17 protein-coding genes are annotated in these 16,099 nt (G+C 57.9%); 13 read left to right on the top strand and 4 right to left on the bottom strand.

What is annotated here, in order from left to right; translation table 11 throughout:
- The first annotated feature begins 198 nt into the window (after positions 1–198).
- Positions 199–1,455, top strand: a complete 1,257-nt coding sequence (locus SOP95_RS24415) for an OprD family porin (RefSeq protein ID WP_323608619.1) — start codon at positions 199–201, stop codon at positions 1,453–1,455.
- Between the two features lie 81 nt (positions 1,456–1,536).
- On the opposite strand, the gene SOP95_RS24410 is transcribed toward SOP95_RS24415, so the two are convergent.
- Positions 1,537–2,001, bottom strand: coding sequence for a MarR family winged helix-turn-helix transcriptional regulator (locus SOP95_RS24410; RefSeq protein ID WP_323608618.1), 465 nt, complete (start codon positions 1,999–2,001; stop codon positions 1,537–1,539).
- A 201-nt stretch (positions 2,002–2,202) separates the two neighbouring features.
- On the opposite strand from SOP95_RS24410, the gene SOP95_RS24405 reads away from it, so the two are divergent.
- From SOP95_RS24405 to SOP95_RS24390, 4 genes are all read left to right on the top strand, one after another.
- Positions 2,203–2,823: a TetR/AcrR family transcriptional regulator gene (locus SOP95_RS24405; protein ID WP_323608637.1), complete on the top strand. Its 621-nt coding sequence runs from the start codon at positions 2,203–2,205 to the stop codon at positions 2,821–2,823.
- Positions 2,824–2,945: 122 nt separating this feature from the next.
- The gene (locus SOP95_RS24400; RefSeq protein WP_323608617.1) at positions 2,946–4,454 is read left to right on the top strand and encodes an efflux transporter outer membrane subunit; all 1,509 of its coding nucleotides are present in this window, start codon (positions 2,946–2,948) and stop codon (positions 4,452–4,454) included.
- Complete coding sequence (locus tag SOP95_RS24395; RefSeq protein ID WP_323608615.1) at positions 4,451–5,638, top strand: efflux RND transporter periplasmic adaptor subunit; 1,188 nt, start codon at positions 4,451–4,453, stop codon at positions 5,636–5,638. Before SOP95_RS24400 ends, SOP95_RS24395 begins: the two co-directional genes overlap by 4 nt.
- A gap of 12 nt (positions 5,639–5,650) precedes the next feature.
- Complete coding sequence (locus SOP95_RS24390; protein ID WP_323608614.1) at positions 5,651–7,171, top strand: MFS transporter; 1,521 nt, start codon at positions 5,651–5,653, stop codon at positions 7,169–7,171.
- Positions 7,172–7,196: 25 nt separating this feature from the next.
- On the opposite strand, the gene SOP95_RS24385 is transcribed toward SOP95_RS24390, so the two are convergent.
- Entirely contained in the window at positions 7,197–8,099 is a 903-nt protein-coding gene (locus SOP95_RS24385) for a LysR family transcriptional regulator (RefSeq protein WP_323608613.1), read from the bottom strand.
- 126 nt (positions 8,100–8,225) lie between these two features.
- Between SOP95_RS24385 and SOP95_RS24380 the strand changes: the two genes are divergently transcribed.
- The 5 genes from SOP95_RS24380 to SOP95_RS24360 all read left to right on the top strand — a co-directional run bounded on the left by SOP95_RS24380 (position 8,226) and on the right by SOP95_RS24360 (position 12,036).
- Positions 8,226–8,423: a tautomerase family protein gene (locus SOP95_RS24380; RefSeq protein ID WP_323608612.1), complete on the top strand. Its 198-nt coding sequence runs from the start codon at positions 8,226–8,228 to the stop codon at positions 8,421–8,423.
- A gap of 83 nt (positions 8,424–8,506) precedes the next feature.
- Positions 8,507–8,860 carry a putative quinol monooxygenase gene (locus SOP95_RS24375; protein ID WP_323608611.1) on the top strand — a complete coding sequence of 118 codons (354 nt, stop codon included), beginning with the start codon at positions 8,507–8,509 and terminating at the stop codon, positions 8,858–8,860.
- A gap of 70 nt (positions 8,861–8,930) precedes the next feature.
- Positions 8,931–9,545 (top strand): nitroreductase family protein, encoded by a 615-nt coding sequence (locus SOP95_RS24370; RefSeq protein WP_323608610.1) that lies wholly within the window; start codon positions 8,931–8,933, stop codon positions 9,543–9,545.
- Between the two features lie 92 nt (positions 9,546–9,637).
- Complete coding sequence (locus tag SOP95_RS24365) at positions 9,638–11,005, top strand: MFS transporter (RefSeq protein ID WP_323608608.1); 1,368 nt, start codon at positions 9,638–9,640, stop codon at positions 11,003–11,005.
- 77 nt (positions 11,006–11,082) lie between these two features.
- Complete coding sequence (locus SOP95_RS24360; RefSeq protein ID WP_323608607.1) at positions 11,083–12,036, top strand: alpha/beta fold hydrolase; 954 nt, start codon at positions 11,083–11,085, stop codon at positions 12,034–12,036.
- A 27-nt stretch (positions 12,037–12,063) separates the two neighbouring features.
- Here SOP95_RS24360 and SOP95_RS24355 read toward each other — a convergent pair whose 3' ends face one another.
- The gene (locus SOP95_RS24355; protein WP_323608606.1) at positions 12,064–12,963 is read right to left on the bottom strand and encodes a LysR family transcriptional regulator; all 900 of its coding nucleotides are present in this window, start codon (positions 12,961–12,963) and stop codon (positions 12,064–12,066) included.
- Positions 12,964–13,077: 114 nt separating this feature from the next.
- Between SOP95_RS24355 and SOP95_RS24350 the strand changes: the two genes are divergently transcribed.
- The 3 genes from SOP95_RS24350 to SOP95_RS24340 are packed head-to-tail and all read left to right on the top strand — an operon-like array spanning position 13,078 to position 15,002.
- On the top strand, positions 13,078–13,920 hold the full coding sequence (locus SOP95_RS24350; RefSeq protein ID WP_323608605.1) for a DODA-type extradiol aromatic ring-opening family dioxygenase: 843 nt from the start codon (positions 13,078–13,080) through the stop codon (positions 13,918–13,920).
- Positions 13,913–14,584: an alpha/beta hydrolase gene (locus tag SOP95_RS24345; RefSeq protein ID WP_323608604.1), complete on the top strand. Its 672-nt coding sequence runs from the start codon at positions 13,913–13,915 to the stop codon at positions 14,582–14,584. The genes SOP95_RS24350 and SOP95_RS24345 overlap by 8 nt, the downstream gene beginning before the upstream one ends.
- Before the next feature lie 16 nt (positions 14,585–14,600).
- Positions 14,601–15,002 carry a DoxX family protein gene (locus SOP95_RS24340; protein WP_150779244.1) on the top strand — a complete coding sequence of 134 codons (402 nt, stop codon included), beginning with the start codon at positions 14,601–14,603 and terminating at the stop codon, positions 15,000–15,002.
- A 77-nt stretch (positions 15,003–15,079) separates the two neighbouring features.
- Here SOP95_RS24340 and SOP95_RS24335 read toward each other — a convergent pair whose 3' ends face one another.
- On the bottom strand, positions 15,080–15,961 hold the full coding sequence (locus SOP95_RS24335; RefSeq protein ID WP_323608603.1) for a LysR family transcriptional regulator: 882 nt from the start codon (positions 15,959–15,961) through the stop codon (positions 15,080–15,082).
- Between the last annotated feature and the right edge of the window lie 138 nt (positions 15,962–16,099).

Below are 16,099 nucleotides of genomic sequence, written 5' to 3'. Positions count from 1 at the left end.
TTTTATTGATAATTAGAATCGAAAATAGGACTTATCCCTGAGCTGTTTCCAACAGTATTTATCGTGCTGCTGCAACCGGTGGAAGCACTTAGACCAACAATTACCCCGCCAAAAAACCACTTCTCATTGTGGCCAGCAACGACTTTTGCAGCCTCCTGCCAACACCAGAATCTAGAAAATAGCTATTGGGAGTATTCGATGTTCAATCCTAGACATGTCGCGATCGCGTGCACGCTGATCTCGGCAAGCGCGTCTTGTGCCTTTGCCAGTGATCAGTCCGACGCCAAAGGCTTTATCCAGGACAGTGACCTGAACTTGCTGTTGCGTAATGCCTACTTCAACCGCGATTACAAGAACCACACCAATGACGCCAGGGTATGGGGCCAGGGTTTCATCGGTACGTTCCAGTCCGGCTTCACCCAGGGGGCCGTCGGTGTCGGCCTGGATGTCTATGGCTTGCTCGGTGTGAGGCTCGATAGCGGTCGTGGGCGTAACTACACAGCCTTTTTCGATGAAGACAGCGATGGCCGCCCTGTCGATGACCTTTCGGAGGCAGGAGCTGCACTGAAACTGCGTTTCTCCAATACTGTATTGCGCTACGGCAACCAGTTCCCGTCCATGCCGGTGCTGGCCTATGACGATTCGCGTCTGTTGCCCCAGTCGTTCACTGGCACGCTTGTCACGAGCAAGGAAATCGCAGGGCTGGAACTGAATGCCGGACGGTTCACCGCGGACAGCCCGATGGGCGATCCTTCACGGGATCCGAATCATCTCAAGAGCATCGATGTGATTGGCGGCGGCTACAGTGTGACCGACGCATTGAGTGTCGCGGCGTATCACTCCGACGTGAAGGACACCTACAAGAAATACTATGGCAACGTAAACTATACCGTGCCGTTTTCCGATTCCCAGGCGCTGAACCTCGACTTCAACATCTACCGCACCGACTACGCCAATGGCTCTCAGGCAGCGCTGGATTTTGGTGGAGATGGCGTCAATGACACCAACACTATCTGGAGCCTGGCGGCCAAATACAGCGTCGGTGCGCATGCATTTATCGTCGCCCATCAGCGTAACAGCGGCGATGCCGGTTATGCCTATGACTATGGCGACGGTGGTAGCGCCATTTATGTCGCCAACTCTTACTACTCTGACTTCAACCTCAAAGACGAGCAGTCCTGGCAACTGAGTTATGAGCTGGACTTCTCGGAGTTCGGTGTCCCGGGGCTGACGTACAAGACGGCTTACGTGCGCGGCAGCAACATTGATGCAGGGGGGGAGCAGGACGGTACGGAGCGTGAGTTCTTCAATCAGGTGAAATACGTAGTGCAGGAGGGCTCGTTCAAGGATCTGTCATTCAAACTGCGCAACTCGATCTACCGGGCAGACCGCGATGTTGGCCCTAACCTGAATGAAGTCCGGGCGTTCATCGAATACCCTCTGGACATACTCTAGGCAATCGCGCGGTCTGACTGAACGACTCATGGAGAGTGGCGCGGCGGCATCGGGATTGAACTGCCGCCGTCGCCCTGACTATTAAACGGTTGAATGCCTTTCCCGTAGCGAATTCTTGATCAACGCCCCAATGGGGGCTAGCGTCGGGCCAGCGAAAAGTGCAGCCAACTGCATGACATCGGCACTGACATTGCCCAATAGGGTTTGCCACCGCTCATTCAGCGCGCGCAGGGCAAGCTCATACATTTCGAGGCCCTCGTCAGATAACTGCAAGACAACCATTCGTCTGTCCGGCCGCTCACGTCGACGTTGCACCAAGCCTGCTTTTTCGAGTTTTTCAGTACTCAAGGTTACTTTCGAAGGCAGGGTATTCAGATACTGAGCGCACTGGCTCGTAGTCGCGACGGCACCCTGGGCCAGGCTATCAAGAATTCGAAAATCCAGAACGGTCAGGTTGTGGCTGGCCATGGCGTTTTCCATCCACTCCCCCATCGCTTTATTAACGCTCTCAAGCACATCAAATGCGTCAATTAAATGAGTAGCCACTCATGCCTCCAAACAAATGTTTTGATTAATGACTGTAACAGCAACCCCTGAAATCAATCATATTCAAATGCCATACTTATTATTCACATCTTGAATAATTGAAGCGAGCGCCTCTTATTGACCGAATTTATTTTAGAGTTTATAAATACCGGCAGTTTCTATTGGCGCTTTTCACCATCGCGAAACAAGTCAGAACAACCCATGACCTCCAAACCCGACCTGCCAAAACCTGCCAAAGCCCGTAGCCGATCCTCCATTGGCGCCGTACGCAGCCCTCAGAGCACAGAAGCCATTCTTGAGGCAGCTGCGGCCATCCTCGAGGAGCGTGGCTATCAGGCATTCACGATGGACGCACTGGTGGAACGTGCCGGGTCGAGCAAGCCTACGATCTATCGCTGGTGGAAGAGCAAGAGCGCGTTGCTCAGGGATGTCTATGAACGCACCGCCCTGACATTCGTGACACAGCCGAACACCGGTGACCTGGAGAAAGACCTGAACCTTCACTTGCGGTCCCTCTGGTACTGGTGGCGGACATCAAGCGCGGGAGAGACATTGCGCAGCTTGATTGCCGAGATCCAGCACGAGCCGACAGCGCTTGAGGAGTTCAGGAAAGAGTTTCTGCCACGTCGCGAGCGCACGTTACGAAAGATCTTTGCCCGGGCAGTGGCGTCGGCGGACATTCAGGAAAGCCCGGCCGTTGATAGTGCCGTCTCGATGCTGACCGGGATGTCCTGGCTTCACCTGGTCACGGCAGACCTCGAGAACCTGGATGACATCGACAATGCCGTTGCCATCATCGTGAAGGGATTGAGGGCTGGATAAACCGGAATGACCGCTTCGGCGGTTTTTTAACCAGCATAACGACACTAACAGTGTTTATTAGAATTTCTGGCGAAAGCCCTGCCCTTACTCATTTTCATCGCATGCTTCAGAGAAAATCGTTAATGAAAAGTCCATCGATCCAGGGTGCAAAGGGCTGGCCGCCCTTCACGAAACCAGGCAGGAACGCATCGTTAGCGATGGCGCTGGCGCTGCTTTGCGGATGCACGTTCAGCGATCTGAAACCCCAATCCCGCCTGTTGCAGCCTTCCGAGGTCAACAAGACGCTTGCCAATAGTGGAGTCAAGCTCTCCGAGGCTTCGTGGCCGGCCGACAACTGGTGGAGCAGTTTCAAGGATCCTCAACTTGATGCGTTGATAGTTGAAGCGCTCACCAACAGCCCTACCCTTCGATCCGCCGCAGCGCGTGTCCACCAGGCCAGCGCACTGGAAGCGATACAGGGTGCCCAGTTGTTGCCGGACGTCAGCGCTTCCATGAGTGTCACCCGCGAGCGGTTCAGCGCCAATGGCACGACCCCGGCGCCTGCCAAGGGTACTTGGCAGAACGTCCACCAAGGCACATTGAATGTCGGCTATGAGTTGGATTTCTGGGGCAAGAACCGCTCTGCAGTCGAGGCGGCCGTGGGCAGGCGAAAGGCATTGGAAGTCGATGAGCGCGCTGCCGCCCTCATCCTTTCCTCCTCCATCGTACAAACCTATATCGCCCTGCAAAATGTCTATCAACAAATCGACGTCGCACAGGCCCTGCTCAATCAGCAGGAGCAGATTGAGGAACTCACCAAAAAGCGTTTCGTCGCCGAGCTCGGTACGGAAATTGACATCAGGCAGTCACAGGCCGCATTGCCTTCCAGTAGAGCCAATATCGCAGCGCTCAAAGAGTCCGTCGAACTTAATCAGAACAAACTCGCCTCACTGCTGGGCAAAGGGCCTGACCGTGGACGTACGATCACTCGACCTCACCTGCAAGCCAGCGACACGGTTGTGATGCCGTCGAATATCCCGGTCGAACTGATTGGTCATCGCCCGGATGTTGTGGCCCAACGCTGGCGCGTGGAAGCCTCCGGTCATGAGATTGATGTGGCCAAGGCACGCTTCTACCCGGACGTGAACTTGACAGCTTTCATTGGATTGCAAAGCCTGGCGTTCGACACGTTCAACGATCACGGCAGTCGCATCCTGGGAATCGCTCCCGCGATCAGCCTGCCCATTTTCGAAGGAGGCCGCTTGCGCGGCAACCTCGATGCGCAGGATGCGGCCTACGATCTCGCTGTTGAAAACTACAACCAGACGGTCATCGACGCGCTGCGTGACATCGCCGATCAATTGTCTTCGCTTCGCTGGTTGAAGGAACGCCTGGCTCAACAGAACGAGGCCGTAGCGACTGCAGTGGCCGCAGCGGATCTCGTCGACAAGCGCTATGGCGCGGGCCTGGCGACCTATCTGCAAGTACTGGCGACGCAAAACGCAACGCTCGTTGAAAAACGCCAACTGGTCGATTTGCAGTCCAGGGCGCTTTCCTTGCAAGCCAACTTGAGCCGGGCTCTGGGTGGTGGATACCGCCCGGAAATGCCCATGACTGCCAATGCAAACTCTACCGTAGCTGATAAATCATGACGTCCAATACTTCCCCCACGACTGAATCCGCAAATCGAAAAGCCCCCTTCTTGCCTCGACTTCTATTGCTTCTCGTCATCGCGCTGTTAGTGGCGGCACTGGCAGGGTGGTACGTGATGAAGCTGGGAACGGAAACCACCGACGATGCCTATGTCGACGGCAACATCGTCCAGGTGACTGCTCAGGTCAGCGGCACGGTGACGGTCATCAGTGTCGACAATACGGATCACGTCGACACCAATTCACCCTTGGTCACACTGAACGCCGTGGACGCCGAGATTCAATATGAGCGCGCGAAATCCAACCTGGCGCGGGCGGTTCGCCAGGCACGCACTCAGTATTATCAAGTGCAACAGTTGCAGGCCGAGGTCAACCAACGTCAGAACGACGTGCGCAAGGCACAGGACGACGTTCGTCGGCGCAGTCAGCTTGCCTCCAGTGGGGCAGTGTCCCGTGAGGAGATCAGCCATGCCGAAGAAGTGCTCAAAAATGCCATAGCGGGCCTGGAGGGTACTCGCCATGCCTTAGCCGTTCGCCTGGCCATGGTGGACAACACAACGCTGCGAACCCACCCTGACGTTCTCGTCGCGGCAAGCAATCTGCGTGACGCGTACATCTCGCTACACCGTACACAGGTCTATGCGCCCACCTCGGGGATCGTGACCAAACGCAGCGTGCAAGTCGGGCAGCGAATCAGTCCGGGCGTGGCACTGATGTCGGTTGTACCCATGGATCAGGTTTGGGTGAACGCCAATTTCAAGGAATCTCAACTCGAACATTTGCGTATCGGGCAATCGGTTCATTTAAGTGCCGATGCTTACAGCCGCCATGTGGATTTCCATGGCACGGTGGTCGGGCTGGATGCGGGCACGGGAAGCGCGTTTTCTCTGATGCCGGCACAAAATGCCACCGGCAATTGGATCAAGGTCACCCAGCGCGTCCCTGTGCGAATTGCCCTGAAACCTGAAGAGGTTGCACGAAACCCGCTTCGCCTCGGCTTGTCCATGCGCGTTTCGGTGGACACCTCGGATACCAGCGGCCCGGTTCTCAACACTCGTACACCGCCGCAACCTGCTTATAGCACCGACATTTTCAACAACGAGCTTAAAGATGCCAACGACATCGTCGAGCGGGTGATTACGGCCAACGCAGATCGTCCTGGCTCCAAAGATTTGAATCTGTAACGGGGCCTGACCATGTACAGAAAGAATGCCGCCTTATTGCTGACCGTGGGACTGTTGTGCGCGCTGGAATACTTGCAGGCAGGCATGATTGCTTTTGCCTCGGCGCCCATCCGCGGAGAAATAGACGCCAGTCCCGAAGAGTTCACGCTGGTCGCAGCGCTGTATGCGTGCATCGCCGTTGTGGTTATTTCCAAACAGCGCTGGCTGGTCGAGCGGCTGGGTTGGCGCAACTTCATGCTGGGTTCCATCAGCATTTACGTACTGGGCGCATTCGTGTGTGGCGTGGGGACTGATCTGAATACCTTCACGGTCGGTCGCGTGATCATGGCCTTGGGTGGCGCATCGTTCATGACCTCCGCGCGCTTGATGGTCAATCTGCTGCCGCCTGGCCCCGGGCGTTTTGTCGGGGTCAAGGTGTTTGCCACCGGTCTGGCGGGCGGGACGGCTTCGGCGCCCTTCCTCTCGTCACTGGTGGTGGTTGAAGATACCTGGCACGCCATTTTCGGGATATTGGCTGCGGGCGCTGTGTTTGCAGCGTTTCTGTGCACGCGTTTTCTGCCCAATACCCTCGCGCCCGAAGATGAAAGAACGCCCTCCAGCCCGGCCAATATCCTCTTGTTATCAGTCAGCAGTTTTTTCCTGCTTTATATCCTCCAACGCTCTTACTACGACTTTTACAACGAGTCATTCATTCTCATCGCATTTGCGCTGCTCGCTGCGCTGGGCATCTACATCTTTTTTCACACCGAACACGGCAAACACGCGCCTTTCCTCAAGGTTAAAGACTTGATGCAGCACCGCTACATGCTAGGGGTCGCCCTCTTCTGCTTCACCTACATAGTGCTGGGCGGCAACAACTATATCTTGCCGTACTTTCTACAGACCGGGCTGGGCTACTCATGGGACACCATCGGTACGTTCCAGGCGTTCGGCTTGGCGGGAGCGCTGATCACCTGGGGTTTCATGTCCGTTGTCATTCCCAAATTCCCCGCACCGAAGAAGTTTTTCGTCGCCGGGTTCGCAGCGTTGCTCGGGTTCGGCTGGTTGTCCTCATCCCTCACGCCTGGCGCGAACATGTGGTCAAACATCTTGCCTGCGCTGGTGCTCAATGGTTGTTTCGTGATGCTGGTACTCGCCACGGCGGCCATGCAGACATTTCGCGACGTAACACACCATGACACGCTGTTCGCCCATGCGTATCAGATCAAAAGCATGCTGGCGCAGATAGCCATGGCACTTGGCACAACCGTTGCGACCTTGTTCCTGCAATGGCGCACCACCGTGCAATACAACAACCTCAACAGTCACTTCAGCGCCGGCGACCCGCTCTATCTGGAACAGACCCGAATGCTGGCCGAGGCACTCACACCTGCCGTGGGTGCGGGCCCTGCCAGCCAGATTTCGGTGGCGACACTTGCCCAATCCCTGCACCAGCAATCAACTCTGGTGGCGAGCATGGAGTATTTCTGGGCGGTCATCGTTGTCGCCAGTGTTGCGCTGGTGTTTTCCGCGACGCAGAAGACTTTCAAGTGAGGCCTGCCTTACCTGTCAGCCTGAATCACTGCCAATGCGCACACAGCTTGACCAACTCATCGACCACATACCTGACCTTCGGCCGCAGGTGCGACACCTTTGGCCACACGGCATGCACATCGACTGCTTCGGGTTCATACCCCTGCAAAACCTCCACCAGCCTGCCCGCCTCGATATCCTCCTGGAACAGGCTGCGTGGCATCTGGCATAAACCGGTGCCCGCGACCGCCGCGAGAATCATGACTTCCCCGTCGCCAATCTGATGGGTCGTGGGTGGCGCGAATCTGACAGTCTGCCCGCACTGCATGACCCGCCACGCCAGCGGCTGGCCGCGCCTGTGCCCGACAATGCAACGGTGCTTGCTGAGGTCTTCCAGCGCCTGCGGAACGCCAAAACGCGCCAGATAGTCGGGGGCGGCACATATCGCCCAGCGTTGCCTGGTCAGCCGCCGCGCCACCAGGCCGCTGGTGTCTTGCAGTTCTCCGAAGCGCACCAGCAAATCGATGCCCTCCTCGAAGGGATCAACCAGGTGGTCGGAGAACGTCAGGTTCAGTTGCAAGGCCGGGTATTTGTTGGCGATCTCGAACAGCAACGGGGCCACGACCCGACGCCCGAATGCCACGGGGATGTCCACTCGCAGGCGTCCGGAAGGCTCGCCACCGCCGGGGCCCAACCCGCTCTCGGCGGCGCCGATTTCTTCAAGGGCGCTGGAACACGCCACAAAATACGCCTCACCGTCCGCGGTCAGGGAAATGCGCCGCGTCGTGCGATGAAACAACTGGGTGCCCAAGCGTTCTTCCAGGCGCGCAATGGCTTTGCCGACGGCAGATTTTGACACGCCGAGGCGATCGGCCGCTTGGGTGAAACTGGTCGAGCGCGCCGCCACGACGAAGGTGATGACGCCTTGAAACGAATCGATAGGTACCATGCCGGCTCGATGATTGTAGAGTTTGGATCTACCCAGATTATAGTTTCAAACCATTTATCGCCAGCCCACGCAACAGTACGATGGGCTTCTCTTCTCCTGATCATCAATGCCCAAAAGGACATCATCATGCCCGTCGTACGTGTGAGCTGGTTCGAAGGTAAAGACCACGCGCAAAAAGCCGCTGTAGCCGCGGATATCACCGAAAGCATCGTTAAACACACCGGTACAGATGCCAACTACATCTACGTCATTTTCGAGGACGTTGCGGCTTCGGACTGGGCCGGTGCCGGCAAACTGTTCGGGGACGCACCGGAAAAATCCTGACCCCATCCGCACCGAATGCATCGGCTTGGCCAGCGATGCATCCTCAACAGGCTTTTCACGAAGCCTCTGACGAAGGGCTACCCATGCATCCCCATATCTCCTGCCTGTTTTCCCTCGCGGTAAAACCCGAAGCATTTGCCGAGTTCAAGGCGCTGATCTCGAACATCGTGGCTGCCACCCGCACCGAGCCCGGCACGCTGGTTTACGAATACAGCGTCAACCAGGACAACAGCACCGTTCACATCCTTGAACGTTATGACGCCGGTGCCGTCGTCAGTCACGTCGACACCACCTTCGCTCCGTTCGGCGAACGTTTCCTTGAACTGTGCAGCGTGACCAGCCTGGTGGTCTACGGAACACCGGATGCAGAAGTCCGCAAACGCCTGGACCCGTTCGGCGCGGTCTACATGACGCCTTTCGACGGCTTCAGTCGCTAAGTTCATTGACTGCGCAGGCCAACCAAAACACTGGGTCTGCGCGCTCCCCCTTTCCCGCACAGAGATCACCATGTCTGCCATTGCTGAAGTAATTAAGTCGCGCATTTCCGCCAACAGTTACGACACTGAGCGCGAGTTGACGGATCAACAGGTCACCGACCTGGTCGATCTGGCCACGCACGCACCCTCCGCCTTCAACTTGCAGAACTGGAAGTTCCTGGCCGTTCGCAGCAGCGAAGCAAAGGCGCGGCTGCTGCCACTGGCCTACGGACAACAGAAAGTCATGGACGCCGCCGTGACCTTTATTGTCTGCGGCACCCTCAATCCCCATGAAACCCTGCCTTCAGCCCTGAAACCGACGCTGGATGCCGGCATCATTGATCAGACGATCTACGACATGTGGCTGGGCGCCGCTCAAGGCATGTACCAGCAAAACCCGCAGCTGCAACGCGACGAAGCGATCCGCTCAGGCTCGCTGGCCGCCATGACCCTGATGCTCGCCGCCAAAGGTCAAGGCCTTGCTTCGACGCCCATGATCGGTTTCGACCAATCGGCAGTGGCGCAAGCATTCGGTTTGTCCGCGACGCAGATCCCGGTGATGTTGATCACCGTTGGCTACCCTGGCTCGGCCAACTGGCCGCAAAAGCCCCGAAAAGCCGTCAACGACGTTCTGCAGTTCGTGTAAGCAGTGCTGCCAGCGAAAGCCAGGCCCTGCCTACCTTCGCTGGCCTTTGCATTTCGCCCCGCGACACAAAAACATGCCTGGACTGTAAATCAGTGACCGCACAACCCATCTCACCCGCTTCGCTACGGGCGATTCTGACCGCCGCCTGCCTGGGATTTCTCGTCGTTCAACTCGACGTCAGCGTCGTCAACGTCGGCCTGGGTGCCCTCAAGCTCGCGTTCGGCACCGACCTCACCGGCCTGCAATGGGTCATCAACAGCTACGCACTGCCTTTTTCCGCCTTGCTTATCCTGGGTGGCGCCTGGGGCGACAAGTGGGGAGCAAAATCGGTTTTTGCAGCGGGCTTCGCGCTCTTTACCCTCGCCTCCATTGGCTGTGGCCTGGCTGACAGCATGACCATGCTGATCAGCATGCGCATTGTGCAGGGCATCGGCGCGGCCTTCCTGATTCCGACATCGCTGACCCTGATTCGCGTGTCGTTTGATGACCCCGATGCACGTCGCGCGGCTGTTGCGCTCTGGGGCGCCTGTGGAGGGATTGCCCTGGCCGCCGGACCTGTGATCGGCGGACTGATGATCGAATACTTCGGCTGGCGAAGCGTTTTCCTGCTGAATATTCCCATCGGCCTGCTGGCGGTCGGGCTAATCCTGCGATACGCGCCCGCCTCCCCGCGGGTTGAAAAGCATGTCGATATTCCAGGGCAGGTCAGTATTGCGATGTGCCTGGCGTCACTGACCTATGGCTTGACCGAATCCAGTGCCAAAGGTTGGGCAAGCGAAACACTCACTGCGATGGCAATTGCCGCGATCAGTGCGCTGGCATTTGTCCTGATCGAGCGTCGGGTCAAACATCCGATGCTGCCCACTCATCTGGCGACAAACAAAGTGCTGGGGAGCATGGCGCTCGCGGGCGCTGCGATCAACCTGACGTTTTATGGAACGGTCTTCGTCTTCAGCATTTATTTTCAAGCCTTTCTGCACTACGACGCCTTCAAGACTGGGCTCTCGTTTATCCCGCTGACGGCGGTGCTGACACTGTCCACGATGCTCTCATCCAGGTTCGCCAGGCGGTTCAGTGCCACTGGTATCATCACGACGGGTTTCACGGTCCAGATCTTCGGCTTCATCGCGCTTTCACAAACTACCTCCAATAGCTCGCTCTGGTGGCTCAATGGTGCGTTGATGCTGGTGGGAATCGGTAGCGCCATGTCGGTCCCCTTCATTACCAACTCGATGCTGTCCTCGGTTACGCAGCATGACGCGGGTATCGCCTCCGGTCTGATGGCCTCTGCCCGGCAACTGGGCGGCGTAATCGGCGTGGCGGTCTTCGGCGCGATGATCGCCCATGCGGATCAAGCCGATTTTTCTGCCGGGCTATCCGGCCCGATGCTGTTTTCAGCGTGGGTCCTGGCAATCTGCATCGGCGTAAACCTATACGCAGCTTACGCCGGGAATCGATAAATACCGATATGGATGAGAGCCACCCCCATGCGCCCTGAATCAACTGCGCGATTTCTTAAACTGGATGGGATAGCACCATGAAATACCCACTGAACAATCAATCGCTTCTCTCGCTGCTCGGCGAAGACTTGCACTTGCCCCATGAAATCCCTGGTCAACCGGTACGGGTTTCTGACTTCGAAGGCCTGAAGCTCAACAGTTTTGTCACCAGCGACGGGGTCAACCTCGCCTATTGGGAAGCCGGTGCTGGCACGCCGCTGATTTTCATCCCAGGCTGGTCAGCCAACGGCGCGTTGTATTTCCACCTCATGCACATCCTCAGCCAGCATTATCACGTGTACGTGCTGGATGTAAGAAACCAGGGGCTCTCGGAAAAGGTGGCCTTTGGCAACCGGATTTCCCGCTATGCCATAGACGTGAAACAGTTTGCGCAACACCTGGGCGTGTCCCAGGCGCATTACTGCGGTTGGTCGATGGGGGCGTCGATCCTGTGGGCCTATATTGACCTGTTCGGTACACAAGGCATGCGCACGCTGAGCATCATTGACCAGGCACCCTCGGTTTATTGTCATGCAGACTGGACCGAACAGGAGCGACTGCAAGCCGGGGCGTTCACCACCTCGCCAGAGCGCATGATAGCGTCCTACGCCAAGGGAGCGCCCAGCAACCAACTGATCAGCGCGACGCGGGTGCTGGAACGGGCCATGGCCCTGGACTCACCCTGGTTTCACAACGCAATCAGCCTGGCCCAGGCCGTTGTAGAGGACGATATGGCGTTTATGGAGCGCGTGCTGTTCGATCACGTCACCAACGACTGGCGCGATGTCATCAAGACGAAGATCGATGTGCCAACCGCCATTTTCACCGGCGAGTACAGCGACTGGCTGGACAGCCAGCGTTGGATGCATTCGGTCATCGCCGGATCTGCGCTGCATGTGTACACCAGGCCTGAACAGGGCGACCACTTCCTGGCCTTGAAGAACCCGGAAAAATTCGCGACCGACCTGCGAGGGTTTCTGGACAAGTGCTGAGTCAGCGCCCGCCCGGGGAAGTCCTCTCTACTGCTCCCAGTGAGGATGGGCAAATCGCTCGGCGAGAAAATTGATAAGAACCCGGACCTTGGTCGCCAAGTGCTTGCGGGTGGGATAGACCACGTAGATGCCCAGCTCGACGGACTGGTACCCGGGCAGGATCTCGACCAGGTCTCCCTTGCGTAAATCCTCGGCCACCATGAAGCTGGGCTGCAAGGTTATCCCGCCCCCCGCCAAGGCGATACTGCGACAGGTATCGCCATTGTTGCAGCGCACGATCGAGCGGGTGCGCACCGTTTCGCTGCCGTCAGGGCCCGTGAACTGCCAGTCATTGCCGCTGGCGAAGTTGGTATAGGCGATCACTCCGTGCTCGGCCAGGTCAGCCAGGGTGCGCACTGGGGGGTGACTCGCCAGATAAGCGGGTGAAGCGCACAGGCACATCCGCGTGCCCGCCAGGCGTCGCCCAATCAGTGAAGAGCTTTCCATGCGCGCAATACGCACCGCGGCATCGAAGCCCTCCTCCACAAGATCCACCAGACGATCGTTCAAGCTGATATCCAACTCGACATTGGGGTAGGCCTGCATGAAGTCGCCCCAGAGCGGCGCCAGGTGCAGCACGCCGAAACTGACCGGTGCATTCACCCTTAAAACGCCACTGGGTTCCGGTGCGTTGGACGATACCGCCTCTTCGGCCTGGTCCATCAGCGCCAGGACTTCACGTGCCTGGTGGTAGAACTGGCGCCCCTCCTCCGTCAATGAAAGCCGGCGTGTCGTGCGCTGCAGAAGCCGCGCCCCGAGTCGTTGTTCCAGGCCGCTCACGTAGCGTGAGATGGCCGCCTTCGACATACCCAGGGGTTCAGCCGCCCCGACAAAGCTGCCTTTATCGACCACGGTGCAGAAGACCTGCATCTCCAACGCTCTGTCCATCATTGTCTCGGTAAGTGGAACGGTAAGTCACATTTGGCCTTATTTATTCCGGCAACTCAATCTATAAACTGGCCCCATCGAAACGCACATCCATTCAGTGAGGCGCATTCACTCATGAACACATCGTTCCCCCTGTTGTTTGTGTCCCATGGTGCTCCGATGTTTGCCATCGAGCCGGGTCTGGCGGGTCAACGTCTGGCTCAAGTCGGTCGCGAACTGCCGCGGCCTGATGCCATTGTCGTCCTCTCCCCGCACTGGATGACCCGCGGCGAAGTCAGCGTGACGGCGAGCATTGCCCCCGAAACCATTCACGATTTCGGTGGTTTTCCAGATGCCTTGTACCAGTTGCGCTATCCGGCGCCGGGCGCTCCGGCGCTCGCCGCGAATATCGTCGGTCTGCTGCAGAAGGCAGGATGGAAGTCCCGGCTTGATGCCCGTCGGGGTCTGGACCACGGCGCCTGGGTGCCGCTGCTGTATCTGGCCCCCGAGGCCGACATACCCGTCGTTCAGGTCTCGATGCCTGCCGGCCTCGACACCTACCAGGCCTGGAAATTGGGCAAAGCCCTCAAGCCACTACGCGATATGAACGTGCTGATCGTGGCTTCCGGCAGCCTGACCCATAACTTGTATGAGTTTCGGGGGGCGGCCAGCCAGGGGGCTGACTACGTGAAAGCGTTTGCTGCCTGGACAGCCCAAACCCTGCAGACAGGCAACACCGAACTACTGCTCAATTACATGCAGCACGCCCCCTCTGCCGAACGTGCCCACCCGACTGACGAGCATTTTTTACCCTTGCTCATCGCCCTGGGCGCGGCCGGTGAACACTATGAAACCCGTGTCCTGGAAGGCGGCGTGAGCTATGGGGTGCTGGCAATGGACAGCTACCTGTTTTCCTCGAACCACCAGGATGGATCTGAATCCATTCAACTCAGTCAAGGCATAGAAAACCATGGGTGACATGACATTTTCCGAAGCGGTCCGCGAGCCGCAAGCGGGCCTGTTTTTCCGCAAAGGTAGCCGTACTTCGGCTCCCAAGGGCCGCCTTCTTCTGCTGCATGGTGTCGGTTCAAACGAAGCGAACCTTGCCTCATTGGCCGCATCGCTGCCCGCAGAACTGGAAGTGATCCTGCTGCGCGGCCCGCTGCAGGTCGGCCCACAAGGCTACGCCTGGTACCAGGTGAACTTCACCAGCAACGGCCCTTCGTTCAATCAGGAGCAAGCGGAGTCAAGCCGGCACCTGCTGCAGCGTTTCATCGAAGCCCTGCCCGAGTTGCCGACCGTGATCGCCGGTTTCAGCCAGGGCGGCATCATGAGTGCCAGCCTTGGCGTTACCGAACCCGAACTGGTTGCCGGCTTCGCCATTTTGAGCGGCCGCATGCTGCGTGAACTCGACCCCCGAGTCGCCTCCACCGATCGGCTCAAGTCCGTGCGCGCGTTCATCGCCCATGGGCATCGGGACAACGTCCTGCCAGTGGCCTGGGCGAAAGAAGCGGACGCCTGGCTGGATCGGATCGGCGTCGTCCACGAAACACACTTCTACGACATGGCCCACGAGATCGTCGCTGAAGAACTGGCGGATTTCTCGTCATGGCTGACCCACACGCTGTCACTCTCCAGGTAAATAAAGGAACTGCACCATGATCGACTCACGTACCGCGCCGTATGCCGCACTCGTTATGCGCCTGGCCCTCGGCATCATGTTCATTGCTCACGGCCTGACCAAAGTGCTGGTGTTCACACCGGCAGGCACCGCTGGCTTTTTTGAATCCATCGGTTTCCCGGGTTTCCTGGCCTACCCAGTCATGGCCTTTGAAGTCATCGGCGGACTGATGCTGGTGCTGGGTGTCTACGCGCGCTGGGTGGCCGCACTGGCGGTGGTTCAACTGTTCGTTGCCGCGAGCGTCCACTTCGGCAATGGCTGGAGCTTCACCAACGCCAATGGCGGCTGGGAATACCCTGTGTACCTGGCGGCGACAGCACTGGTCGTCGCGTTGTTGGGTGATGGCGCCATGGCGACAAAAGCCTCCAGCAAAGCGTAAGTGACTGCTGGCTCAACATCTGCCGACGCACTGCCCCAAGCGCGTCGGCAGTTTGCGTTTGGCTCAAGTGCAGGGAATCACGTCAGCCGCGATGTCATGAAACTGACGAAGGCTTTTATCTTGGGTAATGGCTGGCGACTGGATGGCCAGAGAATGGCAAAGGTGCGGTGGTCGCTAACGTAGCGATCCAGTACCGGCACCAATCGACCCTCAGCGATGACGTCCTCAACAAAAAAATCAGGCAGGCAAGCGATTCCCTGTCCCGCTTCAGCCATCGCTAGCAACGGTTCAATCGCGTTGGCGGTCGCCGACTGTCCCAATTCAACACTGGCCTGCCCCTTTTTGACCACCAGCGGCCAGGCGTCGAGTTTACCGCTGGTGGGGTATCGGTAACGCAGGCAGGCATGGCTGGACAGTTCCGATGGCCGTGAAGGCACACCCCGCAGTGATAGATACTCGGGCGACGCCACCAGGCGATGACTGTAGCCGTTGAGCTTGCGCATCATCAGCCGCGAGTCCTCAACCTCTCCAATACGCATCACGGCATCGAAACCCTCCTCGATGACGTTGACCAACCGATCACTGAACTCCAGCTCCAACTCCACTTCGGGATAGGCCTGCTGAAACGCAATCAGGTGCGGCATCAACCTCATCCCCAGCTGTGGCAAACCGAGGCGCAACTTTCCCTGGGGTTTACCGGCCGCCTGGGTGAGCTCACGCTTGGCAACCTCGTACTCGGCAAAAATTCGATGGCAACGATCCAGGAACAGGCTGCCCTCGGACGTCAGGGTGATGGCGCGTGTGGAGCGGTGAAACAGCCTGACGCCCAGCTCTTCCTCCAGCCGGGCGACCGCCTTGCCAACGGCCGATGAAGACACCCCGGTCCTGCGTCCGGCTTCGGTAAAACTGCGCGTTTGCGCTGCGTGAACGAACGCGTTGAGCGCTCCAAAATGATCCATGGCCACCTCGGTCTATTTAAGCCTTTTATTCGCAAATGATCGGAATTTCATCCTATATTTCTTTCCGATTATACAATTTATAGTCACCGCCATTGTGACTTCTTCCCGCTCTATCGCACGCGAAGTTACCTTCATCCG

Source organism: Pseudomonas sp. YuFO8 (assembly GCF_035065025.1).
Classification (GTDB): domain Bacteria; phylum Pseudomonadota; class Gammaproteobacteria; order Pseudomonadales; family Pseudomonadaceae; genus Aquipseudomonas; species Aquipseudomonas putida_AE.
The sequence above is the reverse complement of the archived record's forward strand: the minus strand, read 5'-3'. Positions and strand labels throughout refer to the sequence as shown.

Coding starts and splice junctions, on each gene's coding strand:
- SOP95_RS24415 (WP_323608619.1), top strand. CDS start 199: ATGTTCAATCCTAGACATGTCGCGATCGCGTGCACGCTGATCTCGGCA.
- SOP95_RS24405 (WP_323608637.1), top strand. CDS start 2,203: ATGACCTCCAAACCCGACCTGCCAAAACCTGCCAAAGCCCGTAGCCGA.
- SOP95_RS24400 (WP_323608617.1), top strand. CDS start 2,946: ATGAAAAGTCCATCGATCCAGGGTGCAAAGGGCTGGCCGCCCTTCACG.
- SOP95_RS24395 (WP_323608615.1), top strand. CDS start 4,451: ATGACGTCCAATACTTCCCCCACGACTGAATCCGCAAATCGAAAAGCC.
- SOP95_RS24390 (WP_323608614.1), top strand. CDS start 5,651: ATGTACAGAAAGAATGCCGCCTTATTGCTGACCGTGGGACTGTTGTGC.
- SOP95_RS24385 (WP_323608613.1), bottom strand. CDS start 8,099: ATGGTACCTATCGATTCGTTTCAAGGCGTCATCACCTTCGTCGTGGCG.
- SOP95_RS24380 (WP_323608612.1), top strand. CDS start 8,226: ATGCCCGTCGTACGTGTGAGCTGGTTCGAAGGTAAAGACCACGCGCAA.
- SOP95_RS24375 (WP_323608611.1), top strand. CDS start 8,507: ATGCATCCCCATATCTCCTGCCTGTTTTCCCTCGCGGTAAAACCCGAA.
- SOP95_RS24370 (WP_323608610.1), top strand. CDS start 8,931: ATGTCTGCCATTGCTGAAGTAATTAAGTCGCGCATTTCCGCCAACAGT.
- SOP95_RS24360 (WP_323608607.1), top strand. CDS start 11,083: ATGAAATACCCACTGAACAATCAATCGCTTCTCTCGCTGCTCGGCGAA.
- SOP95_RS24355 (WP_323608606.1), bottom strand. CDS start 12,963: ATGGACAGAGCGTTGGAGATGCAGGTCTTCTGCACCGTGGTCGATAAA.
- SOP95_RS24350 (WP_323608605.1), top strand. CDS start 13,078: ATGAACACATCGTTCCCCCTGTTGTTTGTGTCCCATGGTGCTCCGATG.
- SOP95_RS24345 (WP_323608604.1), top strand. CDS start 13,913: ATGGGTGACATGACATTTTCCGAAGCGGTCCGCGAGCCGCAAGCGGGC.
- SOP95_RS24340 (WP_150779244.1), top strand. CDS start 14,601: ATGATCGACTCACGTACCGCGCCGTATGCCGCACTCGTTATGCGCCTG.
- SOP95_RS24335 (WP_323608603.1), bottom strand. CDS start 15,961: ATGGATCATTTTGGAGCGCTCAACGCGTTCGTTCACGCAGCGCAAACG.